Annotated in this window: 14 protein-coding genes and 1 tRNA gene; 6 read left to right on the top strand and 9 right to left on the bottom strand. The window is 44.7% G+C overall.

Features of this window, described 5'->3' with window-relative positions:
* Positions 1-110: 110 nt before the first annotated feature.
* The 8 genes from E5672_RS06255 to rlmE all read right to left on the bottom strand — a co-directional run bounded on the left by E5672_RS06255 (position 111) and on the right by rlmE (position 9,073).
* Positions 111-2,405 (bottom strand): GGDEF domain-containing phosphodiesterase, encoded by a 2,295-nt coding sequence (locus E5672_RS06255; RefSeq protein ID WP_136781402.1) that lies wholly within the window; start codon positions 2,403-2,405, stop codon positions 111-113.
* A 240-nt stretch (positions 2,406-2,645) separates the two neighbouring features.
* Positions 2,646-2,731: transfer RNA gene (locus tag E5672_RS06250), tRNA-Leu, on the bottom strand.
* A 10-nt stretch (positions 2,732-2,741) separates the two neighbouring features.
* Positions 2,742-3,155, bottom strand: a complete 414-nt coding sequence (gene secG, locus E5672_RS06245; protein ID WP_136781401.1) for a preprotein translocase subunit SecG — start codon at positions 3,153-3,155, stop codon at positions 2,742-2,744.
* A gap of 10 nt (positions 3,156-3,165) precedes the next feature.
* On the bottom strand, positions 3,166-3,909 hold the full coding sequence (gene tpiA / locus E5672_RS06240) for a triose-phosphate isomerase (protein ID WP_136781400.1): 744 nt from the start codon (positions 3,907-3,909) through the stop codon (positions 3,166-3,168).
* A 96-nt stretch (positions 3,910-4,005) separates the two neighbouring features.
* Positions 4,006-5,349 (bottom strand): phosphoglucosamine mutase, encoded by a 1,344-nt coding sequence (glmM, locus tag E5672_RS06235; RefSeq protein WP_136781399.1) that lies wholly within the window; start codon positions 5,347-5,349, stop codon positions 4,006-4,008.
* Between the two features lie 9 nt (positions 5,350-5,358).
* Complete coding sequence (gene folP / locus E5672_RS06230; protein WP_136781398.1) at positions 5,359-6,183, bottom strand: dihydropteroate synthase; 825 nt, start codon at positions 6,181-6,183, stop codon at positions 5,359-5,361.
* A 212-nt stretch (positions 6,184-6,395) separates the two neighbouring features.
* Positions 6,396-8,342 (bottom strand): ATP-dependent zinc metalloprotease FtsH, encoded by a 1,947-nt coding sequence (ftsH, locus tag E5672_RS06225; protein WP_136781397.1) that lies wholly within the window; start codon positions 8,340-8,342, stop codon positions 6,396-6,398.
* Positions 8,343-8,443: 101 nt separating this feature from the next.
* A complete protein-coding gene (rlmE, locus tag E5672_RS06220) occupies positions 8,444-9,073 on the bottom strand; it encodes a 23S rRNA (uridine(2552)-2'-O)-methyltransferase RlmE (RefSeq protein WP_014949364.1) in 630 nt (209 codons plus the stop codon).
* A gap of 95 nt (positions 9,074-9,168) precedes the next feature.
* Here rlmE and yhbY point away from each other — a divergent pair, with 95 nt between their 5' ends.
* Both yhbY and E5672_RS06210 read left to right on the top strand, forming a co-directional pair.
* Positions 9,169-9,462, top strand: coding sequence for a ribosome assembly RNA-binding protein YhbY (gene yhbY / locus E5672_RS06215; RefSeq protein ID WP_014949363.1), 294 nt, complete (start codon positions 9,169-9,171; stop codon positions 9,460-9,462).
* Positions 9,463-9,576: 114 nt separating this feature from the next.
* Positions 9,577-10,353 (top strand): 3-hydroxyacyl-CoA dehydrogenase, encoded by a 777-nt coding sequence (locus E5672_RS06210; protein ID WP_136781396.1) that lies wholly within the window; start codon positions 9,577-9,579, stop codon positions 10,351-10,353.
* A 92-nt stretch (positions 10,354-10,445) separates the two neighbouring features.
* On the opposite strand, the gene E5672_RS06205 is transcribed toward E5672_RS06210, so the two are convergent.
* Positions 10,446-12,842, bottom strand: coding sequence for a Lon protease family protein (locus E5672_RS06205; RefSeq protein ID WP_136781395.1), 2,397 nt, complete (start codon positions 12,840-12,842; stop codon positions 10,446-10,448).
* 472 nt (positions 12,843-13,314) lie between these two features.
* Between E5672_RS06205 and E5672_RS06200 the strand changes: the two genes are divergently transcribed.
* From E5672_RS06200 to holA, 4 genes are all read left to right on the top strand, one after another.
* Positions 13,315-13,932 (top strand): hypothetical protein, encoded by a 618-nt coding sequence (locus tag E5672_RS06200; RefSeq protein WP_136781394.1) that lies wholly within the window; start codon positions 13,315-13,317, stop codon positions 13,930-13,932.
* Positions 13,933-14,272: 340 nt separating this feature from the next.
* Positions 14,273-16,876, top strand: a complete 2,604-nt coding sequence (gene leuS / locus E5672_RS06195) for a leucine--tRNA ligase (RefSeq protein WP_136781393.1) — start codon at positions 14,273-14,275, stop codon at positions 16,874-16,876.
* An 11-nt stretch (positions 16,877-16,887) separates the two neighbouring features.
* The gene (locus tag E5672_RS06190) at positions 16,888-17,424 is read left to right on the top strand and encodes an LPS-assembly lipoprotein LptE (protein ID WP_136781392.1); all 537 of its coding nucleotides are present in this window, start codon (positions 16,888-16,890) and stop codon (positions 17,422-17,424) included.
* Between the two features lie 15 nt (positions 17,425-17,439).
* Entirely contained in the window at positions 17,440-18,468 is a 1,029-nt protein-coding gene (holA, locus tag E5672_RS06185; protein ID WP_136781391.1) for a DNA polymerase III subunit delta, read from the top strand.
* Positions 18,469-18,478: the final 10 nt, after the last annotated feature.

Here is an 18,478-nt window from a genome sequence, read left to right as displayed (position 1 = left end):
GTTTTACACGCTTCATTATTGTTTTTGCATTTAAGATGCCATGTCATCACTGATAACTAATTGAACATCTCGTTGACATCAAAAAATATAAATTTTTTGTAATAAAATAGCTATTCACCGAAAGGCGTATTTTGAAGCCAATCTTCAAGGTCTGGACGATTGAGTGGACGGCTTATGTAATAACCCTGTGCTATGTCACATCCCCAGCCTTTTAAAATGTCTAGCGATGCGACATCTTCCACACCTTCTGCTACCACTTTTAAGTTAAAGACATTCGCTAAACTAAGAACAGTATGAACGATCTGCTGGTCGTTCTCATCGCTAGCTAGAGACAGAATAAAACTCTTATCTATCTTGATCGTTTTAACGGGTAGGTTCTTTAAATAAGCTAATGAAGAATAGCCTGTACCAAAATCATCGATGGCAAAATGAAACCCCCGTGCAGTTAGCTCATTTAGATTCTCTATAGCAAGTGATGCATCAGCAACTAAGTCGCTTTCAGTTATTTCGAGCTCTAACGCTTCAGGTGAAAGCCCTTCTTGCGTAAGCAGCGCCACCAGTTTACTTAACAGTACTTTGTTTTGTATGTCTTGGGTTGAAAGGTTCATTGCCACCGTGAACCCATACCCTTTCGCTCTGAAGTAGGCTAAGTCTGTAATTGTCTGCTGCATAACCCAGGTAGTAACCTGCTCAATTAAACCTGCTTGCTCTGCGATAGTGATAAACTCATCAGGTGGAACAAAACCCAGCACACTGTTATTCCATCGGATCAGCGCTTCCATGCTACAAACTTTCATAGTCCTTAAATCAACTTTGGGTTGATACACCATAGACAATTCATTCTGCTGGCTTGCAAGAGCGCGTTTTAATTCCGTTGTAATAGCAAGGCGGCGGTTATATTTATCTTCTAACTCAGTGCGATAGCGAACACACCAATTGTCACTGTGAATGGCTTCATCAGTCACAATATTCATTTTTCTGAAGAGCTCTTCAGAGGATGCAGCATCTTGTGGGCACTCGATAATTGCCATTGCAACTTTTACAGGAATAGCAATTAAGTTACTTTCAACAGGCTGCTCTAATATGTGCTTTAAGGTTTCCAGTTGGTCATCATTAAGAGATTCATGTGAAATATACAGTATCTCACCGCCAGCAAGACGTGCAGATGTACCGGGCCAGCGCTGTAGCCGCTCGGCTAATGCTTTTAATGTGTTGTCACCATTGGAATAGCCATACAGGTCATTTATTGTCCGAAAGCCAATAACAGTAATGGCCACTACTTGAACAGCCCGCCCTTCCTTAAGTTCAGACTCGAAGAAACCTTCAACATAGTTACGGTTAAAAAGCCCCGTCAACACATCGTGCTCTGCTTGATAGCGAATGTGCTTTTCACGGCTCTTAATACTTGCCTGCATGCTATCAACTGCATTGGCAAGCTCGGTAATTTCTTTTAGTTTTGACGGTGCCTCGAGCGTAGCACCATAGGAACCTGACGCAACTTTGTTAACCGCTTTAACTAGCTTTGATACTGGTTCACTCACATTTCTAGCTAGTAAAAGAGAAAGCCCCATAGCAACAAGTATTGCTAACAAACAGAATGCCAAAATGGTAAGTTGAATACGGGTAAACGCATTGAAAGAAGACGTTACATCAACGGCCAATGTAATAGCCACTGGAAGATTTTGTTCAGCGCCAATACTCACCTGTCGAGCGAAATACGTCAACTCGTCTTTAAAGGTAACATCTACCCACGAAGGATCGTGTTCTGATGTGAGGATACGCTTCGCATCGCCTTCATCTAAGGTTGCTTTTATAACCTTATCTGTACCTGCTTCAGAAATAATAATTTCGGCATCTACAAGCTGTTTCAACTGGTTTAGCAACGCACTATCAAAATCAACCCCAATCAGCATGTAATATCTAAGTGTGGGAATTTCCACTCGTATTAGATTTAATTGGACTAGGTTGTTGTTAACTACAAAAAAGCCACTGTCTAAACCTTTTGCAACTAGCGATAAGCTGCTTTCAACATTTTGACCAGGCTTAAATAAATCCGAGTGCGATGCCACTACTTTGTGATCTAAGCTGACTAAGGCGATGATATCGGTATTAAGACGTTCAGCATAACTTGTAAAAGCAGCTTCGATTGATGGGATGTTTTCGGTTCCTACGGCGCGCCTAAAATCGAAAGACCTCGACAATACCTTTGAAACACTTCTAATTACAGCCTGCCTATCGGCCACTACCTTATCGAAAACTTTTTCCGCTAAAAGAATATCGTGGTCAATGTTTTGAACGACTAACGTGTTAGCGGAGCGCCAAACAGCTCCAATAATCAGAAGTGATGCTATTACAATACCTATCAATAAGGTTTGGAATAAACTCTGACTTAGTGTTTTTTGCACTTTAGTGCCCCGTGAAGAATATTATATTTTTCTAAGTATGCGAGAAACGCTTATCCGTTAAAGGATAGCTGAATATATAAGATAGGGACAGGCATAACGTCCTGTAAATTTTAGTATTTAACGCTTTGTTACAATTATACCAACGTAAAACATTGCTTTGTTCAAACTGGCTCTAAGCATTTGAAAAAGCCCAGTAATAAAAAAGGGGCCAGCATAATGCTGGCCCCTTTATTTTTTAATTGGTGCGGAAAGCGGGACTTGAACCCGCACGAGCTATGCTCACCACCCCCTCAAGATGGCGTGTCTACCAATTCCACCACTTCCGCAAAAACTTTTTTAGTTTGAACCTTCGCTATCGTCAGACACAGGTACGTCTGTCGCATCGCTTTCAACTACCGGAACATCACCTTGAGCTGCATCTTCAATCACCGGAACGTCTTGGTCAGCTGGAAGCTCTACTTGCTCTTCTACTGAAGCAGGAACTTCTAGGTTGTTCCACTCGTCTTCTGCACTCTCACGGTTTGACGTCATTGCACCCAGCGTAAGGCTAATAAAGAAAAACAAACCTGCAAGTATTGCAGTGGTACGAGTCATAAAGTTACCAGAACCTGATGAACCGAAAACCGTGTTTGAGCCGCCTGAACCGAATGAAGCGCCCATATCTGCACCTTTACCTTGTTGAATCAAAACAAATCCAATAAGTAAAAGCGCTACAATTAGGTATGCTACTAGTAGCACTTCGTAAATCATAAATACCTCGTCAGTTTGCCGCTTGGCAAATTGAAATAAAATCTTCAGCTTTTAAACTGGCACCGCCAATCAAACCACCATCTACATCTTTTTGCGCAAATAGGGTTTCAGCATTATCTGGCTTAACACTACCACCGTATAAAATACGAAGGCCTTGAGCCAGTTGTGCGTCTATCTTATCAAAATAGCCGCGAATAAATTCGTGTACTTCTTGTGCTTGTTCAGGGCTGGCTGTTTTACCAGTACCAATTGCCCAAATCGGCTCGTATGCAATTACAGTTTTGCTAAGTTCGTCTATCGACATAGTGTTAACTAAAGCATCTAGTTGTTCACCGACAAACGCTTCAACATTACCTGCTTCTCTTACTTCAAGTGGTTCACCTACACAAATAATAGGTACTACACCAGAAGAAACACATTGCTTCGCCTTTAATGCAACAAGTTCGCTTGATTCGCCTTGGTCTTCACGTCTTTCAGAATGCCCAACAATAGCGTAACCACAGCCCGCTTCTTTGAGCATATCTACTGACAACTCACCAGTGTGAGCGCCGTTTTCGAGATGGCTTACGTTTTGAGCGCCTATGGCAAACGATTGGGTTTCAAATGCATGTAAAAGGAGTGAAGGCGCGCAAATTACGACTTCCGATTCAGCTTCTACATTCGCTAGTTTCTGATTAAATTCGGCAACTAATGCCAAATTTCCGTTCATTTTCCAATTGCCAGCCACGAATGGCTTTCTAAGATTATTACTCACAACGCAGACCTTAGCCCTGTCTTCAAAGCGGGCGTGATATTAACTATTTAATTGAAAAGATACAAGCACAAAAAGCAAAATTTCCAGCTACGCCAACTAATTGGCGAGATTACGAACAGTTTCAGCAATATGCTCTGCCCATTTGTGAGATTGGCTTTCATCGTTCGACTCCACCATTACTCTAATTAACGGTTCAGTACCACTTTTTCGCAAAAGTACCCTGCCCGTTTTACCCAACGCAGACTCGGCTTCTTTTTTGGCATTTTGAACATCACTGTGCGCCAAATAATCCACTTCTTGGTTAGCGTATCGTACATTAACCAATGTTTGTGGGTACATGTCAAAACCGCTGGCTAAGTCGTGTAAGTCCATATGCGAACGCAACATCGCGGCAAGGACTTGAAGACCCGCTACAATACCGTCACCCGTTGAACTCATATTAAGATTAAGAACATGGCCTGAGTTTTCACCGCCAATTGACCAGCCTTTTTGTTGAAGTAGCTCCATTACATATCGGTCGCCTACATTACTTCTGGCAAAAGGGACGCCCAGCTTTGACAGTGCATTTTCAAGTCCAAGGTTGCTCATCAAGGTGCCAACCACACCACCTTGCATCTTGCCGTTTTTAAGTGCGTCGCGGGCGATAATGTAAACAATCTGGTCACCATCTAACACGTTACCTAAATGGTCTACCATCATGATACGATCGCCATCACCGTCGAGGGCAAACCCAAGATCAGCACCAGTTTCTTTAACCTTTTCTACAATCGCATCCATTGAGGTTGCGCCCACACCGTCGTTGATATTTAAGCCGTTCGGTGCTGTACCAAGTTCGATAACCGTAGCACCTAACTCTCTAAGTACATTGGGGGCAATGTGGTACGTTGCCCCATGTGCGCAGTCCACAACAATTTTTAAGTCTGTCAGCGATAATTCTGACGGGAATGTACCTTTACAAAACTCAATATAACGACCTGCTGCATCGTTTATGCGCGTCGCTTTACCCAGCTTATCTGACGCCACACATGTCATGGGGCGCTCAAGCATGTCCTCAATCGCTAACTCAATATCATCATCGAGCTTAAAACCTTGGGCTGAGAAAAATTTGATGCCGTTATCGTAAAAAGGGTTATGAGACGCACTGATTACGATACCCGCTTCAGAACGGAATGTCTTTGTTAGATACGCAATAGCTGGTGTTGGCATAGGACCCAATAAACCAATATTGATGCCCGCTGCCGATAGACCGGCTTCTAAAGACGACTCTAGCATGTAGCCAGAAATACGCGTGTCTTTACCTATAAGTACTTTGTTCGTACCTCGACCTGCAAGCACCTTACCCGCGGCCCAACCCAGCTTTGTAACAAACTCTGGGTTAATATTGCTCTCGCCAACTTTTCCGCGGATACCGTCGGTGCCGAAATATTTGCGCTGGGTCATTATTATTCCTTATTTTACTGTATTCAGCATTTTCACGATATTGACAGCATCAGCTGTCTCTCTTACATCGTGAACGCGAATTATCTGTGCGCCCATTTGGGCAACAATTGTAGCGAGGCTTATGCTTCCCGCCAAGCGCTCATCTACTTTTCTGTTAAGCAAATTGCCAATCATCGACTTGCGTGACATTCCCACTAACACGGGATAACCGAGCTTCATAAGTGCGGGTAAATGCTTCACTAACGAATAATTGTGTTCTAACGACTTGCCAAACCCATAGCCAGGGTCAAACAAAATGTTGTTCTTGGGGATACCAGCTTCTTGACACGCTACGCTACGCTCTAATAAAAATTGGCCAACATCATTGACCACATCATCATACTCGGGATTTTGTTGCATCGTTCTGGGTTGCCCTTGCATATGCATTAAGCAAACCGGTACTTTTGCTTCAGCCGCTGCCCTAAGCGCGCCTGGCTCTTGTAACGCCCGTACATCGTTGATTAGCCCAGCTCCCGCTTTTACTGCTTCGCGCATAACGTCAGCCTTGCTGGTATCAATAGAAATAACACACTCAGAATTTTTAGCTACAACTTCAATAACTGGAATTGTGCGGTCTAACTCTTCTTGCAACGATACATCGGGTGCGCCTGGCCTTGTTGATTCTCCACCTATATCAATAAAGGTTGCGCCTTCATCAATCATGCGTTGTGCATGCTCAAGGGCTTGCGCTACATTGGCGTGCTTGCCACCATCAGAAAAAGAATCAGGCGTTACGTTTAAGATGCCCATCACCTGTGGCTGTGACAGTTCTATGAAGTACTTTCCAAACTGCATGAATTACCTGTATTGTCGTTTTTTTGAAATAACAGTATTTCTTTAAAAAAGATGTATTATTGAGAAATGAAGCTATAAAGCAAACTGATTTTGACCCGTGGATTTAGCAACGATAACGTGCCTAAAACCGTGTGTTAAAACCTAGATTAAAATCAAACCGCTCTGACAAAAAACGCCAGTTAAACTGGCGTTTTTTTAATTGGTGTAGAAGCTTAGCTTGGAATATCGCCCGGCTTACCTACCGACGGTTTGTCTACACCGTCATTTTTAATTTCACCTTCGCGAACCGGCGCACCGCCACTTGGCTTATCGCCACCCGATGGCTTGCTGTCATCCCAATCAGCAGGAGGACGAACGTCAGTGCGGTTCATCAGGTCATCAATCTGCTTTGCATCAATGGTTTCGTACTTCATCAGTGCGTCTTTCATTGAATGCAAGATGTCGATGTTGTCTTCAAGGATCTTTTGAGCGCGCTCGTAGTTGCGGTCAATCAGTGACTTAATTTCCGCATCGATTGCTCGCGCTGTGTCATCAGACATGTTTGTTGCCTTAGACATAGACTTACCTAGGAAAACTTCACCTTCATCTTCAGCGTAAAGCATTGGGCCCATTTTGCTCGACAAGCCCCATTGAGTCACCATCTTACGTGCAATTTCAGTTGCGCGTTCGATGTCGTTAGATGCACCCGTGGTTACTTTGTCGTCACCATAAATGATGGCTTCAGCAATACGCCCACCAAACAAGCTAGAAATCATACTTTCTAAATGCTGTTTAGAGTGACTTACACGGTCTTGCTCTGGCAAGTACATGGTCACACCCAGCGCGCGACCGCGTGGAATGATTGACACTTTGTATACCGGATCGTGCTCTGGCACTAAGCGACCTACGATAGCGTGACCCGCTTCGTGATACGCAGTCATTTCTTTTTCAGGCTCAGACATCACCATAGACTTACGCTCAGAGCCCATCATGATTTTGTCTTTCGCTTTTTCAAACTCTTCCATAGAAACAAGGCGCTTGTTGCCGCGAGCAGCGAACAATGCAGCTTCGTTTACTAAGTTAGCAAGGTCAGCACCTGAGAAACCTGGTGTACCGCGAGCAATAACTGACGGCTCTACGTTATCAGCTACCGGCACTTTGCGAATATGAACTTTAAGAATTTGTTCACGGCCGCGGATGTCAGGAAGACCAACCACTACCTGACGGTCAAAACGACCAGGACGAAGTAGCGCAGGGTCTAGTACGTCAGGGCGGTTAGTTGCCGCAATAACGATAATACCTTCGTGACCTTCAAAACCGTCCATCTCAACTAGCATCTGGTTAAGGGTTTGTTCACGCTCGTCGTGACCACCACCTAAACCTGCGCCACGTTGACGGCCTACCGCATCGATTTCATCAATGAAGATGATACACGGTGCTGCTTTCTTCGCTTGTTCGAACATGTCACGCACACGAGATGCACCTACACCCACGAACATTTCAACGAAATCAGAACCTGAAATAGTAAAGAACGGTACTTTTGCTTCACCCGCGATAGCTTTCGCAAGCAACGTTTTACCCGTACCAGGAGGACCTACCATAAGTACGCCCTTCGGAATTTTACCACCTAGCTTTTGGAACTTTGACGGGTCTCGTAAGAAGTCTACCAATTCAGATACGTCTTCTTTTGCTTCGTCACAGCCTGCTACATCAGCAAATGTTGTCTTGATTTGGTCTTCACCAAGCAAGCGAGCTTTGCTTTTGCCGAATGACATAGCGCCACGGCCGCCGCCACCCTGCATTTGACGCATGAAGAAAATCCATACACCAATAAGCAGTAACATGGGGAACCATGAAATGAAGATTGACGTTAGAAGAGACTGCTCTTCCGGTGGTTCACCGTAAACCCTTACGTCGTTCTTGACCAAGTCAGATACCAACTTATCATCGAAATAAGGTACGAATGTTTGGAAAGTTTCGCCTGAACGCTTAGTACCGCGAATTTCGCCACTATTATTGATGCGAACTTCACGAATATTTCCCTGTTCTGCTTCTCTCAAAAACGTTGTGTAGTCAGTTTGTGAACGAGCCGATTCACTCGGTGAAAAGCTCTGGAAAACCGACATTAAAACAACGGCGATGACTAACCATAAGATTAAATTTTTTGCCATATCGCTCAATGCTACTAACCTCTATAAACCCGAATTGTTTGGATATTCAACAAGTTGTTTATTGAATAAACGACACAACTCGCAACGAAAACCGCTTAACTCAAAGCGTACTACACTTTATACCCACAAGCCACCAAATACACCTCACGAGAACGTGATCTGGACGAGTCAGGCTTACGCGTCTTTATGGTTGTGAAAGATTGTTTAAGTGCGTTCATGAACTCAACAAACCCTTCACCTTGGAACACCTTTATGACAAACGAGCCCCCAGGCTTTAACACTTGGTGACACATATCTAGCGCTAGTTCGCAAAGGTACATAGAGCGAGATTGGTCAACCGAGGCGTTACCTGCAAGGTTCGGTGCCATATCAGACAACACAATATCTACGGTGTTCCCACCGATTCTGTTCAATAGTGCGTCGAGAACAGCGTCCTCTCTGAAATCACCTTGTAAAAAATCTACCCCCACTATTGGGTCCATGGGCAAAATATCGCACGCGATAACTTGACCATTGTCGCCAACAAGCTGAGCAGCAAGCTGAGACCAGCCCCCTGGCGCAGCACCAAGGTCTACAAGTGTCATTCCTGGTTTAATAAGCTTATCTTTTTTCTGAATTTCTTCCAGTTTATAGATAGCTCGCGAGCGCCAACCTTCCTTATTTGCTTTCTGCACATAATGGTCGTTGACGTGTTCTTGTAACCAGCGTTTACTGCTGGCTGAGTGTTTCTTTTTTGTCATTCCAATACAATGTCATTAGGATTGTAGAGAAGATGGCGTTAGAATACGTTATTTCAAGCATAAACTAACAGATTAATTGTAAGAAATATTACTTCATGAAACTTTCAAATAAACAGAAACAATTCCTAAAAGGCCTTGCACACCCCTTAAAACCTGTGGTGCAGCTAGGTGGGAACGGCCTGACAGAAGGTGTAGTTGCCGAAATCGACAACGCACTTAGTCACCACGAATTAATTAAAGTTAAGGTGCCAACTGATGATCGCGAAGAAAAAGCGCTTATCATGGACGCCATTGTTCGTGAAACCAACTCAGTTAAGCTTCAGGTAATCGGTCACACACTAATTATCTACCGCCAAAGCGAAGACTGTAAAATTCAGTTGCCAAAATAGGTCATAAATAACTGAATAAAAGGTGCCGATCCCCCTCGGCACCATAGTTTTTCTTCTTACTTCTCGTTAACATCACGTTAATAACAGTGAAAACTCGGGTTTTAAGGGAAAACTATGACGCTAAATAATCTTACTGCCATTGTCACTGGCGGTTGTTCTGGACTTGGTCACGCCACTGCCATCGCACTTCGAGATGCAGGCGCTAACGTCAGCCTTTTCGACTTAAATGAAGAGCTTGGCGCACAGCGCGTAGCAGAGTTAGGCAACAACAATACACTTTTCACCAAAGTCGATGTACGCGATGAAACTTCTGTTCAAGCGGCTATAGACGCGACAACCGAAAGGTTTGGGGCCATTTCTTTAGTGGTTAACTGCGCAGGTATCGCCCCTGCAAAACGTTTACTTGATAAAGAAGGCAACCCTGCCCCGCTTGGCGATTTTCAGAAAACTATCGATATCAACTTGGTCGGAAGCTTTAATGTTTCTCGCTTAGTAGCTGCAACGATGGCAAAGCAATCGCCAATTAACGCAGAAGGCGAGCGTGGTCTTATTGTAAATACTGCTTCAGTTGCTGGCTATGAGGGTCAAATAGGGCAAACCGCTTATGCCGCGAGTAAAGGTGGCATTATTGGTCTTACTCTACCAATGGCACGAGATTTAGCGCCGCTAGGCATTCGTGTTAATACCATAGCGCCGGGTGTGATGGGCACGCCCATGCTGCTTGCTATGCCAGAAAAGGTGCAAGACGCCCTTTCTGCTAACGTGCAGTTTCCTAAGCGCCTTGGCTTGCCTGAAGAGTTTGCGAAACTGGTTATCCACATGGCGAATAACAGTTACTTGAATGGTGAGACAATCCGCTTAGACGGCGGCTTGCGCATGCCGCCAAAGTAGTGAATAAATACATTAACGCTTTAGGCAAAAAACCGCCTTCTGGCGGTTTTCTCTTTTGAGTCGATATTTGTGCTCGCTACTTTCGCTTATAGCTATTCGCCATCACCACCATTCACAATAAGGGCAATATTGTATAAACGGTTTACGGCATGGTAATTGATTGAATTTTTCGGATAACGTCCTTTACTGCTAATTTTGCCTGCTTCCTGTTCCATTAGAATAGTTAGCGCGTCATCAACGGTTTCAACGGTGTAAATGTGAAACAGACCTTTTTTCACAGCGTCGATAACGGTGGCGTCTAATACCAAATTAATCGCATTCGATTTAGGGATAATCACGCCCTGTGTACCGGTAAGGCCGCGGTGTTGACACAAGTCGAAAAAGCCTTCTATTTTTTCGTTAACTCCGCCAACGGCCTGCACTTCACCGTACTGGTTTATGGAACCCGTAATGGCCAAGGTTTGTAAGCAAGGGATTTCAGTCAACGCAGAGATAAGCGCAACCAGTTCACCAAGGGATGCACTATCGCCGTCTATATGACCGTAAGACTGTTCCAATGCGATGTTTGCAGAAAGCGTTAACGGGAAATGCTGAGCGTATTTATTACCTAAATACCCATTAAGCAACATTACGCCCTTTGAGTGAATAGGCTGTCCAAGCTCTACCTCACGCTCAATATCAACCACACCGCTTGCCCCAGCAAACACAGTAGATGTAATACGCGCGGGTGTACCAAATGCGGTGTCACCAATATCCAATACCGTTAATCCGTTTACTTTTCCTACTGCTTTGCCTTCAGTGGCAATAAGCACGTGTCCTTCTTTAATATCGTTCAAAAGCGTTTGACTAACGCGGCCGGTGCGACGCTTCTTTGCGCTTAATGCTGTCTTTAAATGGTCAAGTTCTAGCGTGTCGGCGTTAGATTTTTGGCAGAAATAATAGGCTTCATTAACCAGTTCGATGACTTCCGCAAAATGCGCAGATAGTTTTTCTTTGTGTTCGGCCATTCTTAACGAGTATTCGACTAGCCTGCACATGGCATTAGCGGTAATACCTTTAAGACCTAACTGAATAAGATGCGCTCGTACTTTGCCCACAAAATCAAAAAGCGCCTGCCTGGTGACGGGAATTTCCAAATCAAAATCCACTAACACTCTGAAAAGTTCGTCAAACTCGTCATCATAATCTTGTAGCGTGTAGTACAGGTCGCGAGAGCCTAACAAAACGATTTTCACATTTAAGTCTATAGGCTGTGGGTTTAGCGTAATGTTATTCACCATGCCCACATCTTGCTGAGGTAAGTCCATGCGCAAGCGCTGTGACTTAATCGCAAGTTTCAGGGTATCCCATACGAAAGGCTGCTCAATAAGTTGGTCCACATCCAACAGCAAATAACCGCCATTTGCACGGTGTAGTGCACCTGGCTGGATCATACGATAATTAGTAAACACGCTGCCGTGAATGTTGGTGTACTCTATTTTGCCAAACAAATTTTGATAAGTTGGGTTTGGCTCATAAATAACGGGTGCTGCGTCATCGAGTTTATTCGACACCAAAACGTTAGGAAGAAATTGCTCTTCTAAAAATACCTTTTTATCAAAGTCATCACTCTTCTCTTCTTTCTGCTCTTCACTGTGAATAACTAAGATGGCGTTGACCAATGCAGTTTTTAACTGCTTGAGGTACTTCATAACCCCTAGCTCAGACGCATATTTGTGTTCAAGCACTTTTAGCAGCGGCTTAATCCCCTGCTCTGCGGTCTTTTTGTCAAGATCACGCAGACGTTCCGAGTTTTCGCGCTTCCACGTAGGAAGGCTTAACAGGCTCTCACTCAATCTATTTTCTAGTTCATCAATAAGGGTATAAAATCCTTCCCGCTGCTCATCAGTTAGCGAGGCAAATTCGGTATCGCTTATTGGCTTACCGTTAACAATAGGTGAAAACGTGATAGAGCCGCCTTCTTCGTATAATGCAACATCGTTGGCTTGCGCGTAACGCTCTACTGCATCGATTGCCGCATCGTACTTTTGCTCGAACTCTCTGGATATTGACGCGCGACGCCGTTGATACCCTGGGTTATCGAAGGCAATGGGCAGCGAGTCTAGAACGTCATCGATAAGGGCAGCCATGTCCTTGTGAAATGCTTTTCCACCACCAGGAGGAAACTTTAAAGCAACGGGTTCGCGCTCTTCGTCGAAATTGTTGATATAACAGCAATCATCAGGCGCTGGTAGCTGTGCGACTTGGCGTTCAATATAGTCTTTTACCAGAGTAAAGCGGCCTGTGGCAGGCTCACCCATAACGTATAGATTGTAGCCTTTGGTGTTAATGCCTAACCCAAATGTAAGTGCTTCACGCGCACGCTCTTGCCCAATGAAGGTCGCATTAAGCGCTTCATCATCTTTTAAGGCGCTGTTTATCGCTCGGCGATTAATGGTAGGTGAAAGCGCGTTTACATCTAACGCATATAATTTACTGTCTACAGACATGTCTGTTCTATCTTTGTTTCTTTACTTAAGTGAAACCCTAATTAACATTAGTGTCAAACGCTTATACAGAATAAGGCCGCTTTGCACCGTTAATTGCACAACAAACAACCATCTTTTAAAGGTTAAGAAGAAATTGGTAAGAACTTAAAGGGTATTTTGGCCTTTCTAGGGTTAACACAGTGCGGTTAAAGATGTCTTGTTGAATTAAATTCCTAGCGCGTTTAATTACGAGGCAACTTACCTCAATTCTACCGATGCATTTGTTTCTGCCGTGCTGTTAGACCATAGCGTCATGAACAAGGCGGTAAAAAGGCGGAAAAGACAAGACGTTGAAGGAACCTGCAACGGCAAAGCATAAAGTATGTGGCAACACACACTGCTTTGAATTACCTTAGAAAGCGGAAAAGACCGAAATGCGTTTTACCAACGCTGCCAAATTTCGCGAGCAATAACTAAAGACAGGGTAATAACAATGACAAAAAAATTTAAGACTCACGCATCCCTCATGCTCACCTCCTCTTTCCTTGGAACCGTTCTGAGCGCGGCATTTCCTTCAATAAGTATGGCTGACGTTAACTACGCAGATAACTCCGGGTTTTCTATTACCAATGAAAGTGAAAGCTATGCGCCAGTTGAAGTGGTGTACTCTCATTTTATTCAACATGTTGATATGTGGTGGCCGAAAGACCACACGTGGTGGAAAGGCGCTTTGCGTATTGACGAGCAGGCAGGCGGTTGTTTCTGCGAAACAACCAGCACAGCAAGTGCAGCACATATGCAAGTGAGTTACGTTGAGCCAAACAAAAAAGTGGTGATGACAGGCGGCTTAGGCCCACTTCAGGAAATGGGTATTACGGGTGCACTGACATGGGTGTTCAGCACAATAGATTCGAGCACACCATCGGGTGCCGACACGCAAGACAGTCGCATACCGAAAACTAAAGTCTCCCTGACCTACCACGCCTCAGGCAATATTCACTTTAATGGCCAAAAAGCCTCTAACGAAGACGCCGCCAATTTAGTTCGAGTAGTCGACAACGTGCAGGCGCAACAACTTAAAGCACTAACTGCATTTAGTGACAATAATTAGACGGGTTACAAGAGCCGGTTGAACTTTGCCGTACATTTACACGAGTAGACCAATCGACAAGTTAATCAATTAAAGCAAGAGTTGAAACCGGAAAAGCGGTAAGACTGCGTTCTTAATTGGCTTGAACTGCGTCATTAATGCTCACTTTTCAAGCAAGCAGCAATAAATATCGTCAAGTTCAGTGTTAAGCTATTGAGGCATGGCTTAGCGCTGGGTTATTCTATTGGGCTATATGTATGTTAAGTGGGTAGATCCCACGTGCGGTTAGCTGGCGTTTTTGCAGACTCGCCTTATGCCGCCCCATAAACGTTTTAACTTTTAATGCGGAAGCCTAAGTTTCATGGCCGATAATCAGTACAATCCGAAAGACATTGAACAACGCGTTCAGCAATACTGGGAAGAAAACCAATCGTTTAAAGCAAATGACGATGTAGAAAAAGAAAAATTCTACTGCCTGTCTATGTTCCCATATCCTAGTGGCCGACTTCACATGGGCCACGTGCGTAACTACACCATTGGTGACGTAATCAGCCGTTTCCAGCGCATGCAGGGTAAAAATGTATTGCAGCCTATGGGTTGGGATGCTTTTGGTCTTCCGGCTGAAAATGCAGCAATTAACAACAACACTGCACCTGCGAAATGGACATACTCAAATATTGATTACATGAAAAACCAACTTCGCTCGTTGGGTTTCGGTTACGACTGGGATCGCGAAGTAACCACATGTAAATCAGATTACTATCGCTGGGAACAGTGGTTCTTCACGCGTCTTTACGAAAAAGGCCTTGTTTATAAGAAGAACTCTACTGTGAACTGGGACCCTGTAGACCAAACTGTTTTGGCTAACGAGCAGGTAATTGACGGTCGCGGATGGCGCTCTGGTGCGCTAGTTGAGCAAAAAGAGATCCCTCAGTGGTTTATTAAAATTACTGACTACGCCGAAGAACTTTTACAAGACTTAGAACAGCTTGAAGAATGGCCTGACCAAGTACGCGCAATGCAGGCAAACTGGATTGGCCGCTCTGAAGGTGTTGAAATTACCTTCGATTTAGCGTCAGCGGTTTACGACATTGCCGATTTGACGGTATATACCACGCGCCCAGATACCTTCTACGGCGTTACTTACGTTGCAGTGGCTGCGCAGCACCCTCTTGCCGAATTCGCAGCGAAATCGAATCCAGATTTAGCGGCCTTTATCGACGAATGTAAAAACACCAAAGTTGCTGAAGCTGAATTAGCAACCATGGAGAAGAAAGGCTTCGCCACGGGTTTTGAGGTAGTTCACCCACTAACCGGTGAAAAGCTTCCAATTTGGGTCGCTAACTTCGTGTTGATGGACTACGGTTCGGGCGCGGTAATGGCCGTTCCTGGCCACGACCAGCGCGATTGGGAATTTGCGACAAAATACAACCTACCTATTCAACAAGTTATTGCGCCTAACGCAGGTGATGAAGATAAGTGCGACCTTACCGCCTCTGCATTTACTGAAAAAGGCAGCTTGATTAATTCAGATAAATTCGACGGTCTTGAATTCGATGCCGCATTTAACAGTATTGCCGATGAGCTGGAAAGCAAAGGCTGTGGAAAGCGCAAAGTAAATTACCGTCTTCGTGACTGGGGCGTAAGCCGTCAGCGCTACTGGGGCGCACCTATTCCAATGCTTAATTTGGAAAACGGTGAATCTGTTCCAGTTCCTGCTGACCAACTACCGGTTGTTTTGCCTGAAGACGTAGAAATGAATGGCGTGACCTCGCCAATTAAAGCTGACCCAGAGTGGGCAAAAACCACTTACAATGGCCAAGCTGCTTTACGTGAAACGGATACCTTCGACACCTTTATGGAGTCATCGTGGTACTACGCGCGCTATGCCTGTGCTACTAACAACGACGCCATGCTTGACCCGACATCAGCAAACTACTGGTTACCAGTAGATCAGTACATTGGTGGTATTGAGCACGCTATCTTGCACTTACTTTACTCGCGTTTCTTCCACAAATTACTGCGCGATGAAGGCTTGGTAAACTCTGATGAGCCGTTTAAGCGTTTGCTGTGTCAAGGTATGGTATTAGCCGACTCTTACTATCGTGAAGACGCGTCGGGTAAAAAAACCTGGTTCTCGCCTACCGAAGTAAGCACTGAAAAAGACGACAAAGGCCGTATTGTTAAAGCATGGCTAACCGCTGACGGTGAAGAAGTTATTCACGGCGGCATGACGAAAATGTCTAAGTCGAAGAATAACGGTATAGACCCACAAGAAGTTATTGACCAATACGGTGCCGATACAGTGCGTCTATTCACCATGTTCGCTGCGCCACCAGAGCAAACTCTTGAATGGGTAGATTCTGGTGTTGAAGGAGCAAACCGCTTCTTACGTCGTATCTGGAAATTAGTGACAGAACACGTTGAAAAAGGCACGCCAGAATCAATTGACGTTAAGGCACTGTCGAAAGACCAACAGGCACTTCGCCGTGAAGTACACAAGACCATTGAAAAAGTGTCTGATGACTTAGGCCGTCGTCAAACCTTTAACACTGCGGTTGCAGCGGTAATGGAATTGCTAAACCACCTTCAAAAAGCGCCACAAGACAACGCTCAGGACATCGCTATTATGCGCGAAGCCTGTGAATCTATCTTGTTGCTGCTTAACCCTATTACGCCTCACATCGCTCACGAGCTGTGGAAAGTGTTGGGTCACAGTGAAGATATCGATTTAGCACCATGGCCACAGGCTGATAAAGCTGCATTGGTTGAAGACGAAAAGTTAATCATCGTTCAGGTTAACGGTAAGGTTCGCGCTAAGATGACAATTGCTGCTGATGCTAGCAAAGAGAGCATTGAGGCGTCTGCGAAAGAACAGCCTAACGTTCAACAATTCATCGAAGGTAAAACCATTCGTAAAGTGATTGTTGTGCCTGGCAAGCTTGTAAACATTGTAGCTAACTAGGTCAGATACTGATGAAAAAGCACTTACAATTCGCACTCGCTGTGTTGGGTACCGTTTTGGTTACTGGCTGTGGCTTTCATTTGCGAAGTAGCCCTAGCCTACCTGACGACATAAACACCGTTGCTATTGAAAGTGCCCGAGCACACGCGCCCTTGGCGCGTGCGCTTGATAAACGCTTGAACGTTTACGGGCTTACCAGTGTTAGCGTAGATAAAACATCGCGCTCTAACCAAAACGTAAACATCTATTTGCTACCAGAAAAATTAGAACGTCAGCTGCTGTCTGTTTACCCTTCGGGTCAAGTCGCTGAATATGAACTGATATATGTTGTACGTTACCGCGTGCAGTTTCCTGGTAAGGAAGCGGTAATGGTGCAATTTGAAGTAGTACGTGACTATCAAGACGACCCTGACCAAGTGCTGGCAAAGTCTCGTGAACTTGAATTGATGCTTAGTGAAATGCGTGATGAAGCGGCTGATATTATGATCAGACGCCTTTCCAGTCAGGCGGCCGCTGCACCAAATGCATCGACTTCCGTTAGTCAGTAAACATCAGAATTTTTCATGCAGATTTATCCAAACCAATTTAGCCAAGATATCACCAAGGCACTTCGCCCGTGCTATCTGGTGTTTGGAGATGAGCCCCAGCAGAAGTTTGATGTCATTGAGCAAATTCGCGCTAAAGCAAAAGCCAATGGTTTTGAAGAAAGAACCGTTCTTGTTGCTGAAACAGGCTTTAACTGGAATCAGTTGATTGAAGCCACACAAAGCATGTCGCTTTTCTCTAGCCAGCAGTTTATCGAATTAGAGCTACCTACGGGAAAGCCGGGCACTGAAGGCAGTAAAATACTTCAAGAAGTCGCGGCATCATTAAACCCCGACATTTTGTTGCTGGTTCACGGCCCCAAAATTGGCAAAGACGTGCAGCGCGGCAAATGGTTTAAAGTGCTTGATGATTTGGGCGCGTCGGTATTGTGCTACCCGCTAGAGGGCAAGCAGCTAAATGCATGGCTGAACCAACAGTTGAATGCCCACCAACTCTCCGTATCAGCGTCTGGTGCTAAAATGATTGCTGATTTCTGCGAAGGCAACATGCTTGCTGCTAAGCAAGAAATTGACAAGCTCGCCCTGCTCTATCCCCATCAGTCTATTTCAGACGAACAAATTGAAAAAGCGATGGTCGACCAGTCGCGCTTCAACGTTTTCCAATTGGTTGACGTTATGCTTAGCGGCGACAGTACCCGCTGCATAAAAATGCTATACCGATTAGAGAGCGAGGGGCTGGAGCCTAACATCATTATTTGGGCACTAATTCGAGAGTGGGAGCAGTTATGGAAACTAAAACTAGCCCAGCAAAGCGGTGCCCCCATTCAGTGGCAAAAGTTCGGTATTTGGCGTAATAGACAAGGTTTTTATCAAAGTGCCTTGAATCGTTTGAGCGTCGCCCAGTTAGAAGACATCCAAAAAGCGCTGACCCAGTCAGATCATGCATTCAAACAAAATGTGATTGCTCGCCCTTACGTTGAAATGTGTCACCTGTGCATGATGTTTATGGGTATGGACCTTCGCGAAATTCCTCTGTTACAAGCATAATGGGCCATTC

Origin of the sequence: Alteromonas portus (assembly GCF_005117025.1) — a bacterium.
Classification (GTDB): Bacteria; Pseudomonadota; Gammaproteobacteria; order Enterobacterales; family Alteromonadaceae; genus Alteromonas; species Alteromonas portus.
Note: the sequence above shows the minus strand (reverse complement) of the source record. Positions and strands in the feature narration are given on the sequence as shown.

What these genes read in the sequence shown, in the direction of transcription:
- secG (WP_136781401.1), bottom strand. Translation starts at nt 3,155, where the DNA reads ATGATTTACGAAGTGCTACTAGTAGCATACCTAATTGTAGCGCTTTTA.
- glmM (WP_136781399.1), bottom strand. Translation starts at nt 5,349, where the DNA reads ATGACCCAGCGCAAATATTTCGGCACCGACGGTATCCGCGGAAAAGTT.
- folP (WP_136781398.1), bottom strand. Translation starts at nt 6,183, where the DNA reads ATGCAGTTTGGAAAGTACTTCATAGAACTGTCACAGCCACAGGTGATG.
- rlmE (WP_014949364.1), bottom strand. Translation starts at nt 9,073, where the DNA reads ATGACAAAAAAGAAACACTCAGCCAGCAGTAAACGCTGGTTACAAGAA.
- yhbY (WP_014949363.1), top strand. Translation starts at nt 9,169, where the DNA reads ATGAAACTTTCAAATAAACAGAAACAATTCCTAAAAGGCCTTGCACAC.
- E5672_RS06210 (WP_136781396.1), top strand. Translation starts at nt 9,577, where the DNA reads ATGACGCTAAATAATCTTACTGCCATTGTCACTGGCGGTTGTTCTGGA.
- E5672_RS06205 (WP_136781395.1), bottom strand. Translation starts at nt 12,842, where the DNA reads ATGTCTGTAGACAGTAAATTATATGCGTTAGATGTAAACGCGCTTTCA.
- E5672_RS06200 (WP_136781394.1), top strand. Translation starts at nt 13,315, where the DNA reads ATGACAAAAAAATTTAAGACTCACGCATCCCTCATGCTCACCTCCTCT.
- leuS (WP_136781393.1), top strand. Translation starts at nt 14,273, where the DNA reads ATGGCCGATAATCAGTACAATCCGAAAGACATTGAACAACGCGTTCAG.
- E5672_RS06190 (WP_136781392.1), top strand. Translation starts at nt 16,888, where the DNA reads ATGAAAAAGCACTTACAATTCGCACTCGCTGTGTTGGGTACCGTTTTG.
- holA (WP_136781391.1), top strand. Translation starts at nt 17,440, where the DNA reads ATGCAGATTTATCCAAACCAATTTAGCCAAGATATCACCAAGGCACTT.